Here is a 16,303-nt window from a genome sequence, read left to right on the forward strand (position 1 = left end):
CCCTAAATTTCAATCTAAATTTTTGGTAAAACAAAAGAAATCCCTATGTAAAGAGCAATCTTTACATAGGGAAGTTTTTCAAACGATATATAACAATAAACTAACGTATAAGTCCCAATCGTGCCGTCGATGCCTTCGTTTTGAACCCGCTCCAAGCAGGTGGGTGCCCTGTTCCAAGGTTTGCACTTCCTCCCTCGTCAAAGGCATGTACGCTGCTTGGAAACTCCGGGCTCCCGTATAACTTATTGTTCGGTCAAAACAATAGGTTATACGACGAACACATCAGGACTATGCTTCTTTATTTAAATTTTATCATACATTTTACATCTTTTCAACGAAACAACTAATATTGCTCACTCTTTTTTTCCGAGTTAACAACTAAATGTAATTCTTCTAGCTGTTGTTCACTAACTGGGCTTGGCGCCTCTGTTAGCAAGCAGCTTGCACTTGCTGTTTTTGGAAATGCGATAGTATCGCGCAAGTTCGTTCGTCCTGCCAACAACATGACAAGACGGTCCAAGCCTAGCGCAATCCCTCCATGCGGCGGGGTGCCATATTCAAATGCTTCTAATAAGAAACCAAACTGCTTACGCGCTTCTTCTTCCGTAAATCCTAGGGCGCGAAACATCTTTTCCTGAACTTCCCGCTCAAAAATACGCATCGAACCGCCGCCGAGTTCATAGCCGTTTAACACAAGGTCATATGCCTGTGCCCGTACTTTTTCTGGATTTGTCTCTAATTGTGGCAAGTCTTCACGCACTGGCATGGTAAACGGATGATGCGCCGCGTAATAACGCCCGTCTTCTTCATCATACTCTAACAGTGGCCAGTCTGTAATCCAAAGGAAATTAAATTTCGTTTCATCAATTAAATTTAAATCTTTTCCAAGTTTTACACGCAACGCGCCAAGCGCATTGGCAACCACCGTCTTATGATCGGCAACAAACAGCAATAAATCGCCGGCTTCTGCCTCAAGCGTTCGAATCAGTCCGTTTTGTTCTTCTTCTGTGAAAAATTTAGCGATTGGTCCTTTCAATCCATCTTCTTCCACTTTCAACCACGCCAGTCCTTTTGCCCCGTAACGCGCGACAAACTCAGCTAGCGCGTCGATGTCTTTGCGCGAATATTGATCTGCTGCTCCTTTTACATTAATCGCCTTTACTTGTCCTCCGTTTGCAATGGCGCCTGCAAATACTTTGAAGGAAGAATTCTTCACGATTTCCGATACATCGACAAGTTCTAGACCAAAGCGCGTATCCGGCTTGTCCGAACCATAACGGCTCATTGCCTCATCGTAAGACATGCGCGGGAATGGCAAGGAAATGTCGATTCCTTTCGCCATTTTCATGACATATGCCATCATTCGTTCTGTTAGCTGCATAATCTCTTCTTGGCTCATAAACGATGTTTCAATATCAATTTGGGTAAACTCTGGCTGACGGTCTGCACGTAAGTCTTCGTCACGGAAACAACGAGCAATTTGATAATATCGTTCGAATCCCGCTACCATTAAGAGCTGCTTAAATATTTGCGGCGATTGCGGAAGCGCGTAAAACTCGCCTGGATGAACGCGGCTTGGCACTAAATAGTCACGCGCCCCTTCCGGCGTGCTTTTCGTTAAAATTGGCGTTTCCACTTCCAAAAAGCCTTCTCCGTCTAAAAAGTCGCGAATAGCCTTTGTCACTCGGTGCCGCAATTGCAAAGTACGAAACATAACCGGGCGGCGCAAGTCTAAATAACGATATTTAAGACGCACTTCTTCAGCTACGTCCGTTTGATCCGCGATGACAAACGGCGGTGTTTTTGCTTCGTTAATGATGGTTATACGCTCTGCTTGAATTTCAATTTTTCCTGTCGGAAGATTTGGATTGATCGTTCCCTCCTCCCGGGCAACGACGGTGCCTTCCACACTCAATACGTATTCATTCCGCACTTTTTCTGCCACATTCAGCGCTTCTTTTGACACTTCCGGACTGAACACGACTTGCACGATTCCCGTCCGGTCACGAAGGTCGATGAAAATCAGCCCGCCAAGGTCGCGGCGTTTTTGTACCCAACCTTTTAAAACCACTTTTTCCCCAATCGCTTTTTCGGTGATTTCACCGCAATAATATGTCCTTCCAAACACGATTTCAACCCTCCTGCGACAATCTTTCTTTTAAATAATCGACGACAGAATGTAGCGGTACTTCTGTTTGCTCTCCTGTGCTCATCTCTTTTATATTGATTACTTCTTTTGCGAGTTCATCATCGCCGAGAATCGCCACAAACTTGGCGTTCAAGCGGTCTGCCGATTTTAATTGCGCTTTTATTTTCCGGTCCTGATAATCTTTATCAGCGACAATTCCAGCTTTTCGCAGCTTGTGAACAAGTAATATGGACTCATCTTTTGCTTTTTCGCCAACAGCGACAACATAGCAATCAATGCCTTCGCTAATCGGCAATGTAATCCCTTCTGCCTCTAAAGCGGCGAGCAACCGCTCAATACTTAGCGCAAATCCAATCCCAGGTGTTTCTGGCCCGCCTATTTCTTGCACCAACCCGCTATAGCGACCTCCACCGCATAACGTTGTAATCGCTCCAAATCCTTCTGCATCACTCATAATTTCAAACGTCGTATGATAATAATAATCTAATCCGCGTACGAGGCGAGGATCTACTTCAAATGGAATTCCCAATTTCGTTAAGTAAGCTTTTACTTTTTCAAAATAATGCCGTGATTCATCGTTTAAATAATCGAGAATCGATGGCGCCGTTGCCATTAATTCGTGGTCACGGTCTTTTTTGCAATCTAAAATGCGAAGCGGATTTTTTTCTAGACGCACCTGGCAATCTTCGCAAAGTTCATGAATCCGGCTTTTAAAATGATCGATCAGCGCTTGACGATGCGCTTTTCGGGTTTCTACATCCCCTAGGCTGTTAATGACCAGTCTTAATTTTTTTAATCCTAACGATCGATACAATTCCATCGCCATTGCAATAACTTCCGCGTCAATCGCCGGATCATTGCTTCCAATCGCTTCCACACCAAATTGAACAAATTGACGGAACCGCCCTGCCTGTGGCCGTTCGTAGCGGAACATCGGACCTATGTAATATAACTTAATTGGCTGATTTGGATTGCCGTACATTTTATTTTCAACGAACGAACGCACAACCGGCGCAGTCCCTTCCGGACGAAGCGTCATGCTTCTTCCCGCCCGGTCTTCAAACGTATACATTTCTTTTTGCACAATATCCGTCGTATCGCCAACACCGCGCAAAAATAATTCGGTATGTTCAAAGATCGGAGTGCGAATTTCATGGTAATTGTAACGTTTGCAAATATCACGCGCTATTTTTTCAACATATTGCCACTTTTCTACTTCACCAGGCAAAATATCCTGCGTTCCTCGCGGAATTTGAAAAGCCATAAACAAACCCTCCTTCTCCAAAAATAAAAACGCCCTTCTTCCCTACTTATAAATAGGGACGAGAGCGTTGTTCCCGTGGTGCCACCCTAATTGAAGCAAAAAGCTTCCACTTATTACCGATAACGCGAGATTCGCGTTCCCTTTTACTGGCACAAATGACGCGTTCAAAGGGAAACCTACGGAGTGTCTTTCGTTAAGTCATCATGGAGAAATGCTTCCAGCCTAAGGCATTTCCTCTCTGGCCATGTGTATTCTTAACTACTTTTCTCCGTCATTGGTTGTTATTATATACAATTTTTATAACCTATCTTACGAATGAAAATTCATTTTGTCAAGGAGAAAATGACACTTTTCAAGAACGAAACAGTTGTTTTTTTAGTTTTTGTACGTCTCTTAGCGTCAATCCAAACTCTGACGCTAATTCAAATGCTGTATGTTCCGCCTCTTTTCTCATAAATTCGTGAAAATCAATATGAAACAGTTCACTTGCTCTTCGATGCGCAAACTCTCCTTTCGCGCTATGCCGCAATTTTGCTCATCCTTCCTCTGTGCTATATTCTTTTTTATTTTTTCCCATTTAGATAAAAAATAAAAAAGAATTTGGCCGCTTTGAAAGGATAAAAAAAAGCGGGCGAACATTATTTGTTCCCCGCTTTTTCCTTACTTTCTACAATCAAAGTGACAGGACCATCATTAATTAATTCCACTTCCATCATCGCTCCAAACTTTCCCGTTTCAACACGGATGCCTTTTTGACGAAGCGCTTCGTTCATCGCTTCATAAATTGGCAATGCACGATCCGGTTTCGCCGCTTCCATAAAGTTCGGGCGCCGGCCTTTTCGGCAATCGCCATACAAGGTAAATTGCGATACGGATAAAATTTCTCCGCCAACGTCCAGCACGGAGAGATTCATTTTTCCGGATTCATCCTCGAAAATGCGCAAATGTGCGATTTTATCTGCAATAAACGCTGCATCCTCAACCGTATCGCTATGAGTGACGCCAACCAGAAGAACAAGACCATGGTCAATGGAACCGACAACTTCCCCATTCACTGTCACTTTTGCATGTTTTGCCCGTTGTACTACTACTCTCATCACACTTTTCCTTTCTAATTATTCATGATTCGCTGTACTGAGTAAATATCTGGTATTTGTTTAATTCGATCGACCACTTTTTGTAAATGGCTAATATTGCGAATGGCAATCGTCATATGAATAGTTGCGATTTTATTGCGGTGATCGGATCTTCCTGAAACAGCCGAAATGTCCGTTTTCGTTTCATTTACCGCTTGCAGCACTTCGTTTAACAACCCGCGGCGGTCAAAACCAGTAATCTCAATCTCCACGTTATATTCGCGATTTGATTGTACATCACTTTCCCATTCCACCGAAATTAAGCGGTCTAATGCCTCTTCTGTCTGCACATTTGGACAATCAGCACGATGAACTGATATTCCGCGTCCTCTTGTAATAAAGCCGATGATTTCATCCCCAGGAACTGGATTACAGCAACGCGACAAACGAATAAGCAAGTTGTCCATTCCTTGCACACGAATGCCGTAATCACGTTTCTTTGCAGTTGGTATTTTCGTTTCTGGTATTGTCTCTGTCAATTTTTTCTGTTGTTCTTCCAAATCACGCTGCTTTCGCCATTTGTCTGTTAAACGGTGAGCAATTTGCGCCGCGGTAATCCCATGATAACCGACCGCGGCGTACATATCCTCTTCGTTCGAAAAATTAAATTTCTCCGCAACGCGCTTGACGTTTTCCGCCGTTAAAATTTCTTTGACATCAAATCCGAGGCTGCGGACTTCTTTTTCGACAAGCTCTCTTCCTTTTTCAATATTTTCTTCCCGTCTTTGCTTTTTGAAAAACTGACGGATTTTATTTTTCGCATGGGACGTTTGCGCCAGCTTCAGCCAATCTTGACTTGGCCCGTACGAGTGCTTCGAAGTCAGAATCTCGACAATGTCGCCTGTCTGCAGCTTGTAATCGAGCGGCACCATTTTGCCGTTGACCTTGGCGCCGATCGTTTTATTGCCAATTTCCGAATGGATGCGATAGGCGAAATCAATCGGCACCGAACCGGCCGGCAATTCGATGACATCTCCTTTTGGCGTAAACACAAACACCATATCGGAGAATAAATCCATCTTCAGCGATTCCATAAATTCTTCGGCGTTGCTCGCATCGTTTTGCCATTCTAAAATTTCACGGAACCATGATAATTTTTCTTCAAACGAATTTGGTTTAATCGTCTTTCCTTCTTTATATGCCCAGTGCGCGGCAATTCCGAACTCAGCGATTTGATGCATCTCAAACGTGCGAATTTGTACCTCTAGCGGTTCTCCTTTCGGACCAATCACCGTTGTGTGAAGCGATTGATACATATTCGGTTTTGGCATCGCAATATAATCTTTGAAACGCCCCGGCATCGGCTTCCAACATGTATGAATGATGCCCAATACGGCATAGCAGTCTTTAATGCTGTTAACAATAATGCGGACAGCAAGCAGATCGTAAATTTCATTAAACTGTTTATTTTGCATGACCATTTTGCGATAGATGCTATAAATATGTTTCGGTCTTCCGGAAATTTCGCACGGAATAGAAACTTCGTTCAGCCGTTCACGCACTTCCTGAATGACTTCTTCCAAATATTGCTCGCGTTCGGCCCGTTTTTTCTTCATTAAATTCACGATGCGGTAATATTGCTGCGGATTTAAGTAGCGAAGGGCGGTATCTTCCAGTTCCCACTTAATTTTGGAAATTCCAAGGCGGTGTGCCAATGGCGCAAAAATCTCTAACGTTTCATTTGCAATTCTCCGCTGTTTTTCGATCGGCAAATGCTTCAGTGTCCGCATATTATGGAGGCGATCCGCTAATTTAATGAGAATGACACGAATGTCTTGCGCCATTGCCAAAAACATTTTCCGGTGGTTTTCCGCTTGCTGTTCTTCTTGGGATTTATATTTAATTTTTCCTAACTTTGTCACGCCATCTACGAGCATCGCCACTTCGCTACCGAATTCCCGTTCCAAATCTTCCTTCGTTGCCTCCGTATCTTCGACAACGTCATGCAAAAATCCAGCTGCGATCGTGGCAGGATCCATTTTTAAATCTACTAAAATGCCGGCAACTTGAATCGGATGAATAATGTATGGTTCTCCCGATTTGCGATATTGATCGCGATGAGCGTGGTTAGCAAATTCATACGCCTTCTTAATAAATTCGACATCTCTTTCAGACAAATAGCAGCTTGCCTGCTCAAAGACTTGTTCCGCTGTTAATACCTGTTCGTTGGCCATAGGATCAAATCACCTTTACGTATAATAAAATCATGTATTGATTACTATTATCATGAAAATTTTTTATAATGTAAAGAGTTATGCAACGCTTGCTGCCTCATGTTAACAATTACCACCATTAGAAACTAATAAGAAAGAGCACTCACTAGAGTGCCCTTTTTATTTATTGTAACGAAATATGACAGCTATGTCGATGGTTAGAATTGCATAAGTGCTAAAATATCATAACCTTCTAATTTTTTGCGTCCCTCAAGCTCGGTAAGCTCTATTAAAAAGGCAATGCCAGCTACCACACCGCCTAGCTGTTCGACAAGTTGAATCGTAGCGCGAATCGTTCCGCCTGTCGCCAATAAATCATCTGTAATTAACACGCGTTGTCCCGGTTTAATCGCATCTTTATGCATCATCAATACATCTTTTCCATATTCTAATCCGTATTCCACACGAACTACTTCGCGCGGAAGCTTTCCTTCCTTGCGCACCGGAGCAAATCCTACACCAAGCGCATACGCAACAGGGCAGCCAATAATAAATCCTCGCGCTTCAGGTCCAACAACAATATCAATTTTCTTTTCGCGCGCGTACTCCACAATTTGATCTGTCGCATATTTATATACTTCGCCTTTATCCATCAATGTGGTAATATCTTTAAACATAATCCCAGGTTTAGGGAAATCTGGAACAATTGTAACATATTGTTTCAAGTCCATTACACATTTGTCTCCTCGTATGTTTGCGAACCTTTCATTTCGAAAAGACAACGCTTTAATTGTTCATATGTTGAATACAAAAATAGATTTTCAAGCTCAAACTGAGCTTGTTTAAAGCGATAAGTCGGCGATTCGCTTAAATCGCGTTTAGCCGGTTGAGGAACAAGCGATACAACTCCATCCTGTTGCGTAATAAATTCCAGCTCGAGAAATACTTTTGCCATAAACCGGACAGTTTCTTCTGTCCATCCACGCGCACGTGCTAACTCGCCACCATACTTAGCCAAGTTAAACACACCTTTTTTTCTCAAAAACGCATAAAACCATTTAAAATGATCACGCGTTGGCAACGTGCGAAAAAAATGAGTCTCCCTTTGATAGAATAACGCATAAATGCGCGCAGGTAAACTAGAACGTAACAACATTTTTATGATTTCCAAAGACGTTGGCATATCTAACAGCACAACGTACCGGTTATCTAAACAAAGCCGCGACGCTTCTTCCACTGAGGCCGTGTAGTAAATCTCTTCTTTATATGCTTCAAGTCCTAATGCATCTGCCGTACCTTCCCGAAACATAATCAACATCCGCTTATCTTTCGGAAGAGACGCAATCAGTGGCCGTACATCGCGCATACCGCGAATATCAAACAATTGACATTCATGCACCGCAACATCGCAAATCATTAGCTGCGGTTTGCGAAGATTGTTCCACTCATTCACCATTAACTCGCCAACCACGGACACTTTCGCATCTGGAGCGATTTCATCGCACAAATAACCAAAGCCGAACCCGACGCTATCAATCGCAGCGCCATTTTGGGCGAAAACAGCCTTTAAATGCGACTGGTCAGCCCCGATGCGTCGGATCGTTTCCACTGATACATTTTCCATTAAAAAAAGAGGCTTTGCGTTATCTACACCAAACGGAGCAAACTTTTCAAGCTGTTCGGCTACCGAAAGCGTTAAATCAGATACGGAACAAACTGCATCAATCGGTGTAATTGGGGTAAAATCATCGGCTGTCAACATATCATCGGCAAGTGCGTTGAGACGCTGACGCAATTCATCAATATGATCAACCGATAATGTCATTCCCGCCGCCATTGGATGCCCGCCAAAATGTGGCAAAATATCGCGACATGTCGATAAGCTTGAAAACATATCAAACCCATGAATGCTTCGCGCCGAACCTTTTGCAATTCCTTTCTCGGAATCAATGCTCAAAACAATCGTCGGACGGTAAAATTGTTCAACCAATCGGGAAGCAACAATGCCAATGACCCCTGGATTCCATCCTTCTTTTGCGATCACAAGCACTTTATTTTCGGATGGCGGAAATTGTTCATTTACTATTTGTGCCGCTTCCTCCGCTATTTTCGCGACAAGCTGCTGCCGCTCCCGATTTAAATCATCCATTTCTTTCGCAAGTCTTTGTGCTTCCTCTTCTTTCTCCGTCATTAACAATCTGACAGCAGGGGTTGCTTCTCCCAACCGGCCAACTGCATTCATCCGCGGCGCAATAACGAACCCAACCGTCTGTTCGTTAATTTCTTGTGCTTCTATTCCACATTGTTTACACAATGCACGCAATCCAATACGTTTCGTATTTCGCAACTGTTCAAGCCCTTGTGCAACCAACAGCCGATTTTCTCCGGTAAGGGAAACGAGATCAGCGATCGTTCCAATTGCTACGACATCTAAAAAATGACGCGGCACATCCCCAAGCAATGCGTGGGCAACTTTAAATGCTACTCCGACGCCTGCTAATTCACGAAACGGGTATGTACTGCCGGGCTTTTTCGGATGAATAATTTCATATGCTTCCGGCAACGCCGGTCCCACTTCATGATGATCTGTAATAATGACATCCATACCAAGCTCATTGGCAAGCGCCACTTCCTTCACTGCAGCAATGCCGTTATCGACCGTGATAATCAGAGAAAATCCTTGCTCCTTTGCCCAACGAAATGCATTCTCATTCGGACCGTATCCTTCGGTAAATCGATTGGGAATGTAAAAATCCACAATGGCGCCAGCTTCCTTCAGAGCACTAACCATTACCGTCGTGCTGCTTACGCCGTCAGCATCATAATCACCATATACCAAAATATGCTCTCCATGTTGTATCGCCCGTTGAATCCGCTCAATTGCCCGTTCCATCCCATCTAGCAAAAACGGATCATGAAACGGTTGTTTCAGCGGATATAAAAACGCGTTCGCCTCTTCTACCGTACGAACTCCACGATGAACAAGAAGCTTCGCAATCAACGGATCCATATGCGACTGTTCTACTAAATGCGTTACGATATTTTCGTCAGGACGTTTCACATCCCAACGTGTTTTTGCTATTAACATGTATCCCACCTCAACTCTTCCTATTATACAAAAAGGAAAAAAGGGTGAGCAATGAAGTTATTGGTTTTTTTGAATGATACGCGGGCTAACCATTTATTCGTCCAATCGATAATATAAGACATAAAACAAAAATGCCCCATAAAAACATGGGGCATTTTTTGCCTTCCGCTTTTCGTTATACTTGTGGTTCCAATTCTTTTTCTGAACGTTTTTTCGTCTTTCCTTTTTTCAATTGGTTGCCTTTCCAAACAATCCATAATTGCGCGGCGATGAATAAAGAAGAGTAAACCCCGCATATTAAACCAACGAAAAGGGCGATATTAAAGTTGAGAATCGCTTCACTGCCGAAGATCAAGAGAGCAACAACGGTAAAGATGACCGTTAACACCGTGTTAATGGAACGAGTAAGCGTTTGTTGCAATGCTCTGTTGACGATATGTTTTAAATCATCCACCGTTTTCACTTTGCGTTTTTTCAGTAAATCACGGACGCGGTCAAAAGTAACGATCGTATCGTTAATCGAATAACCGATAATCGTTAACACCGCAGCAATAAACGTTAAGTCAACTTCTAAACGAGTCAAGCTGAAAAAGGTGACGATGACAAACGCATCGTGAAGAAGCGCCACGATCGCGGCAAGCGCCATATATATTTCAAAACGAATCGTCACATAAATAATAATCCCAATGGACGAAATGAGCACAGCGATCAATGCGTTACGCGCCAATTCTTTTCCAATAACCGGAGATACCGTGCTGACGTTCGGCTCTGAACCATATTGCTGTTTAAAATGTGCTTTTAGCTCCGCAATTTCTTTTTTGCTTAACACGCCGATCAAACGAGCAACACCGATATTATTATGCTCGCCTGATAATACGATGTCCTCCGGTTTTAAGTCAAGCTTTTGAAACTCTTCTTTTAACTGCTGAACATTAATTGGTTTATCACTCATTACTTCTATGCGCGTGCCGCTCGTAAAATCGATGCCAAGATTAAGCTTCAGCGTTAATAAGGCAATAATCCCGATCACCGTTAGCAAACCAGAAAAAATGAAAAACTTTTTACTATGTTTTACGAAGTCCAAACGATCAAATTTTGTCGGTACTTCCGTATGATCCGTTGTTTCGGCGATATTTAAGATTTCCGATTTTTTTACACCGAAATAGCCTGGCTTATTGTTCAGCCAGCGGCTATGGACAAGCAGGCCAAGCAACAGGCGCGTGCCGTACACCGCGGTGATGAAGCTTGCTAAAATGCTGATGATCAGCATCGTTGCGAACCCTTTTACTGAGCTTGTCCCGTAAATAAAGAGAACAATACCGGCAATAATCGTCGTAATGTTCGCATCCACAATTGTCGCCAACGATCCTCTATTCCCAGAACGGAATGCCGACATAACCGACTTGCCTAGCTTAATTTCCTCTTTAATCCGCTCATACGTAATAATATTGGCATCAACCGCCATCCCGACACCTAAAACAAGGGCGGCAATTCCCGGCAATGTCAATACGCCGTTCATCCAATCAAAGATAAGCAAAATAAGGTAAATATAAACAGTTAATGTAATGACAGCGATAACCCCTGGCAAACGATAAAACAAAATCATAAAGAGGAAAATCGCGGCAACCCCTACAATGCCGGCAAAAATTGTTTTTTGCAGGGCATTTTGGCCAAACTGCGCCCCGACCGATGTCGAGTAAATTTCTTTTAACTCGACTGGAAGCGCGCCAGCATTAAGCAGGTCAGCTAATTGCTGTGCCTCCTTAACGGTGAAATTGCCTACGATGGAGACATCTGTTTGGGCAAATACTTGGTTTACCGCTGCCGCGGAAATAAATTTTGGATCTGCTTTTCCCGCTTCTTTCGCGTAGGAATCTTCTCCTTCTTTAAAGTCCAGCCAAATGACCAATAAGTTATTTGGCGGTCCCATTTTATATACTTTTTCTGTCACTTGTTTAAATTTATCCGCATCTTTTAATTTAATGGCAACACTCGGTTTCCCGTTTTCGTCAAAGGACAGCTTTGCTCCGCCTTGAACAAGATCGCTTCCATCCATTAACACGTTATCATGCACGTCGCGGAACGTTAATTTTGCCTGCGTCGATAAAATTTCGCGCGCTTGATTTTGATCTTTTATCCCCGCAAGCTGCACGCGAATCCGATTTTTTCCTTCTATTTGAATGTTTGGCTCGCTCACACCGAGCACGTTAATCCGTTTGTTTAGCGCGCTCACCGTGCTTTTTAATGTTTCTTTGTCAATTTTATCGCCTTTTTTCGCTGGCTTTACTTCATACAGCACTTCAAAGCCGCCTTGCAAATCAAGACCTAATTTAATGTTATGTAAAATTCCTTGAATCGTCGGCCCCATCACTCCTGCAAAAAGCAAAAGCAACAGGAAAAACGCGACAATGCGACTGCGTTTTACCATAATAAAAAAGTCCTCCTTCAACTCGTCTTACCACTTACTTCTCATGATTGTCACTCATCTAGAAATTACTTGCTAGACTAATTTTCGAAAAAAAGAAAACTTCTCTTACACCGAAAAACAATGCTTGCGAGCGCTTGGTTTTTCTCAATAATCCAATTATGAAACAGTTAACGGAAACTGTCAATTTTCTACATCACTATAATAATTCGTTTAACACTGCTTCTAAATCATCATTTCCAGAACAGTGCTGTTCTTTATATGATTGCATCGTAATAAATGACATGTACTCGCCGATTTGTAACGATAAAATATCGTTGACAAGCTCAAATAACTTTCTTTCTTCTTTAAAATTTTTCCATTTCTTTTGAACTAGACAATCCCATATTTGATCCATCGTCACCTGTTTATAACCAAGCAGGCGAAATTCATCATACTTGCATTGTAATGCGGGCATCAGCTGTTCTCGCAGTTCTTTTTGTTTTTCCTTTTCCATTCTCTCGCCTTCTCCCTCTGAAAACTTGTCATGCTTGTTTATATGTATTGCATATAGTTAATTGTATAAAAGATCATGACATTTGAGAAGGTAGGGAGACGAGATGTCTAAATTTCTACAAGGAACGATGATTTTAATCGTTGCTGGTTTGATTACAAGAGCGCTTGGATTTGTCAACCGCATTGTCGTCGCCCGCGTTATTGGCGAGGAAGGCGTTGGATTGTACATGATGGCGATGCCAACGCTTGTGTTAGCCATTACGATCACGCAAATGGGGCTCCCTGTCGCCATTTCGAAACTAGTTGCAGAAGCCGAAGCGGTTGGCGATCGACAAAAAGTGAAAAAAATTCTTGTTGTCTCTTTAACGATTACAAGTATACTTAGCGTTATCTTCTTCCCTACTATGATATTGCTTGCACCATTTTTATCACGAACATTATTTACTGACCCACGCACTTATTATCCGTTAATCGCTATTGCTCCTGTCGTCCCAATCATAGCGGTTTCTTCCGTGTTACGCGGTTATTTCCAAGGAAAACAGCAAATGAAGCCGTACGCATATTCACAGCTTTTAGAACAAATCGTTCGCATTAGTTTGATTGCCTATTGTACAAAAGCATTATTGCCGTATGGCATTGAATATGCTGCTGCAGGTGCGATGTTTTCATCTGTTATTGGTGAATTCATGTCATTATTATATTTGCTTTACATGTTTAAATTAAAAAAATCCATTAAGCTGCGAACAAAGTTTATTCAATATGTCAAGGCAGGAAAAGAAACGTTTGCAAGTTTAATGCGCATCGCTTTGCCAACGACAGGAAGCCGTTTAATTGGCTCTCTTTCTTGGTTTTTGGAGCCGATTGTCGTTGCAAACAGCTTGGCAATGGCCGGAGTCGCAACAACGCTAGCTACAAAACAATATGGTCAGCTGACTGGCTATGCTCTTCCATTATTAATGCTGCCGTCTTTTATTACGTATTCACTATCCACCTCTCTTGTTCCAGCAATCAGTGAAGCAATGGCACAAAAACAAACATTATTGGTTGAACATCGCATTCAGCAAGCAATGCGTCTTTCTCTCGTCACAGGCGGGCTCTCTGTCGTCGTCTTATATGTATTTGCAGAACCGCTCATGCAACTGATGTACGGTACAAGTGAAGCGACTATTTTTGTCAAAGTGATGGCACCATTTTTTCTATTTTATTACTTTCAAGGTCCGCTGCAGGCAGTATTGCAGGCCCTTGATTTAGCGAAAGCAGCGATGACAAATAGCTTAATTGGCGCAGCCGTAAAAATTGTCTGTATTTTCGCCTTAGCAACCCAACCGAGCTTAGGAATTATGGGAGCAGCATTGGCCGTTGCGATCAACACTGTGTTAGTCACGTTGCTTCATTTTGCAACGATTATAAAAGTAGTATCTTATTCTATTTATCCACTCGAATATGTCAAGGCTTGTTTATCCATCACTATAGCAGGTGTTGCTGGGTACGTATCATTCCACTATTCTTTCATCGTGCTGCCACTGCCTATACGAACGTTGGCTTCTATTACCGTTACCGCCATCGTTTACTTGCTTCTGCTGATTATTTTTCAATTGGTCAAACGAGAAGAGCTTGCACATATTCCGGCAATTGGTGCTTTTTTTGCGAAAAAAAATCGCAAATAAACTTCTAAACATGTCCGAATAGGAATATATTTTGGTGAAACTTATTTATCGGGCGACAGGGGGGAATGAGATGACAAAATGGGGAACAGCTATTGTTTATGGGGTTGTAACTATTTTCTTATTGGCGGCTCTCATTAGCTTCTTTTTATCTCTCATACTGAAATGGACAAACGTACAAGAACCTTCGTTAACATGGATTATTTTTGCCGGGTCGCTTCTTTCCATGTTCATTGGCGGGGTTGTAGCTGGTGGAAAAGGAAAAGAAAGAGGCTGGCTAATTGGCGGGGGAACAAGTTTATTATTTACATTCATCGTATTAGTATTTCAATTTTTGGGATTGGAAAAAGCATTCACTATTGAACAATGGTTATATCATCTAATCTTTTTTGTCGCAGCGGCGCTTGGCGGCATTGTCGGTGTAAACCTAGCCGCATCACGCAATTAAACGATGACGGCTACCTTTACTTGGGAAAGGTAGCCGTCATCGTTTACTTATTCTCTTTTTCCGTCACCACTTCGCGCACCGCCGAGCGGTCATATGTAAGACGCGTGCCATCGCCTGCACGAATGACAACTTTATCTTCATCGACCGAATCGATGATCCCATGCAGTCCGCCAATGGTGATGATTTTATCCCCTTTTTTTAAATTAGCCTGCATTTGCTGAATCGCACGCTGCCGTTTTTGCTGCGGCCGAAGCAGCAAGAAATAAAAAATGACAAAAAACAAAATAATTGGAAGTAAATTAGCAATCGTCGCTGACATTCATTTCCCCTCTTTCTAAAAATTTTTCGCATTTGGTTTATTAAAGCCATATTGCTCAAAAAATTCCTCGCGAAAATCTCCAAGGCGGTCTTCGCGAATCGCTTGTCTCACTTGCTCCATTAATTTTATCAAAAAATAGACATTATGGTAAGAAGTTAAACGAATTCCAAATGTTTCATCACATTTGATGAGATGGCGAATATATGCGCGTGTATAATTGCGGCACGTATAGCAGTCACAATTAGGATCAAGCGGCGAAAAATCGCGGGCGTACTGTGCGTTTTTAATGACGACACGCCCCTGGCTCGTCATTACTGTTCCATTGCGGCCAATACGTGTTGGGAGCACACAGTCAAACATATCAATGCCGCGAATCGCCCCGTCGATGAGCGAATCCGGCGAACCGACTCCCATCAAGTAACGCGGTTTATTCGCCGGCAAAAGCGGTGTCGTAAACTCGAGCACACGATTCATCACTTCTTTCGGCTCACCAACGGATAAGCCGCCGACAGCATATCCCGGAAAATCCAACGACACTAAGTCTTGTGCGCTTTGTCTGCGAAGATCTTCAAATTCTCCGCCCTGCACAATACCGAATAATCCTTGCTCATTCGGCCGCTTGTGTGCTTTTAAACAACGCTCCGCCCAACGGCTTGTTCGTTCCACGGACTGTTTCATATATTCATATGTCGCCGGATATGGGGGACATTCATCGAACGCCATCATAATGTCTGAACCAAGCGCATTTTGTATTTCGATCGCCTTTTCCGGAGATAAAAATAGTTTATCTCCATTTAAATGATTTCGGAAGTATACCCCTTCTTCCTCAATTCTCCGAAATTCGCTTAAACTAAACACTTGAAAACCGCCGGAATCCGTTAAAATGCCGCGGTCCCAGTTCATAAACGAATGAAGGCCTCCGGCTTCTTTTACGATTTCATGCCCCGGCCGCAGCCAGAGATGATACGTATTGCTCAAAATAATGCCGGCACCTATTTCTTTTAATTCTTCCGGCGATAATGTTTTCACAGTTGCTAGCGTCCCAACCGGCATAAACATCGGTGTTTCAAACGAACCGTGCGGCGTATGAAGAATCCCAAGCCGCGCCCCCGTTTGTTTACACGTTTTAATGAGTTCGAAACGAATTGGTGATGTCAACCCA

The 16,303-nt window shown here is 42.8% G+C and carries 13 protein-coding genes, 1 other RNA gene and 1 other annotated feature; of the genes, 2 read left to right on the forward strand and 12 right to left on the reverse strand.

The window, feature by feature from the left end:
• Positions 1-107: 107 nt before the first annotated feature.
• The 10 genes from ssrS to DER53_RS00470 form a co-directional block, all read right to left on the reverse strand.
• Positions 108-292, reverse strand: a non-coding RNA gene (gene ssrS / locus DER53_RS00425) — 6S RNA.
• A 51-nt stretch (positions 293-343) separates the two neighbouring features.
• Positions 344-2,128, reverse strand: coding sequence for an aspartate--tRNA ligase (gene aspS / locus DER53_RS00430; protein WP_062753010.1), 1,785 nt, complete (start codon positions 2,126-2,128; stop codon positions 344-346).
• A gap of 4 nt (positions 2,129-2,132) precedes the next feature.
• Positions 2,133-3,413 carry a histidine--tRNA ligase gene (hisS, locus tag DER53_RS00435; RefSeq protein WP_062753012.1) on the reverse strand — a complete coding sequence of 427 codons (1,281 nt, stop codon included), beginning with the start codon at positions 3,411-3,413 and terminating at the stop codon, positions 2,133-2,135.
• A gap of 51 nt (positions 3,414-3,464) precedes the next feature.
• Positions 3,465-3,697: a binding site (T-box leader), on the reverse strand.
• 68 nt (positions 3,698-3,765) lie between these two features.
• Positions 3,766-3,942, reverse strand: coding sequence for a hypothetical protein (locus tag DER53_RS00440; RefSeq protein WP_015864616.1), 177 nt, complete (start codon positions 3,940-3,942; stop codon positions 3,766-3,768).
• 109 nt (positions 3,943-4,051) lie between these two features.
• Entirely contained in the window at positions 4,052-4,510 is a 459-nt protein-coding gene (gene dtd / locus DER53_RS00445) for a D-aminoacyl-tRNA deacylase (protein ID WP_015864617.1), read from the reverse strand.
• Positions 4,511-4,524: 14 nt separating this feature from the next.
• Complete coding sequence (locus DER53_RS00450; protein ID WP_015864618.1) at positions 4,525-6,723, reverse strand: RelA/SpoT family protein; 2,199 nt, start codon at positions 6,721-6,723, stop codon at positions 4,525-4,527.
• 197 nt (positions 6,724-6,920) lie between these two features.
• A complete protein-coding gene (locus tag DER53_RS00455) occupies positions 6,921-7,433 on the reverse strand; it encodes an adenine phosphoribosyltransferase (RefSeq protein ID WP_062753014.1) in 513 nt (170 codons plus the stop codon).
• Complete coding sequence (recJ, locus tag DER53_RS00460) at positions 7,433-9,790, reverse strand: single-stranded-DNA-specific exonuclease RecJ (protein WP_121910011.1); 2,358 nt, start codon at positions 9,788-9,790, stop codon at positions 7,433-7,435. Before recJ ends, DER53_RS00455 begins: the two co-directional genes overlap by 1 nt.
• Before the next feature lie 175 nt (positions 9,791-9,965).
• Positions 9,966-12,218, reverse strand: a complete 2,253-nt coding sequence (gene secDF, locus DER53_RS00465; protein ID WP_062753018.1) for a protein translocase subunit SecDF — start codon at positions 12,216-12,218, stop codon at positions 9,966-9,968.
• A 196-nt stretch (positions 12,219-12,414) separates the two neighbouring features.
• Positions 12,415-12,711 carry a post-transcriptional regulator gene (locus tag DER53_RS00470; protein WP_062753020.1) on the reverse strand — a complete coding sequence of 99 codons (297 nt, stop codon included), beginning with the start codon at positions 12,709-12,711 and terminating at the stop codon, positions 12,415-12,417.
• Positions 12,712-12,814: 103 nt separating this feature from the next.
• On the opposite strand from DER53_RS00470, the gene spoVB reads away from it, so the two are divergent.
• A complete protein-coding gene (spoVB, locus tag DER53_RS00475) occupies positions 12,815-14,377 on the forward strand; it encodes a stage V sporulation protein B (protein ID WP_062753022.1) in 1,563 nt (520 codons plus the stop codon).
• 70 nt (positions 14,378-14,447) lie between these two features.
• Complete coding sequence (locus tag DER53_RS00480; protein WP_041269716.1) at positions 14,448-14,822, forward strand: TIGR04086 family membrane protein; 375 nt, start codon at positions 14,448-14,450, stop codon at positions 14,820-14,822.
• A 43-nt stretch (positions 14,823-14,865) separates the two neighbouring features.
• Here DER53_RS00480 and yajC read toward each other — a convergent pair whose 3' ends face one another.
• Complete coding sequence (yajC, locus tag DER53_RS00485) at positions 14,866-15,141, reverse strand: preprotein translocase subunit YajC (RefSeq protein ID WP_062753024.1); 276 nt, start codon at positions 15,139-15,141, stop codon at positions 14,866-14,868.
• Positions 15,142-15,156: 15 nt separating this feature from the next.
• The gene (tgt, locus tag DER53_RS00490; RefSeq protein ID WP_062753026.1) at positions 15,157-16,299 is read right to left on the reverse strand and encodes a tRNA guanosine(34) transglycosylase Tgt; all 1,143 of its coding nucleotides are present in this window, start codon (positions 16,297-16,299) and stop codon (positions 15,157-15,159) included.
• Positions 16,300-16,303: the final 4 nt, after the last annotated feature.

Source organism: Parageobacillus toebii NBRC 107807, from assembly GCF_003688615.2.
GTDB lineage: Bacteria > Bacillota > Bacilli > Bacillales > Anoxybacillaceae > Parageobacillus_B > Parageobacillus_B toebii.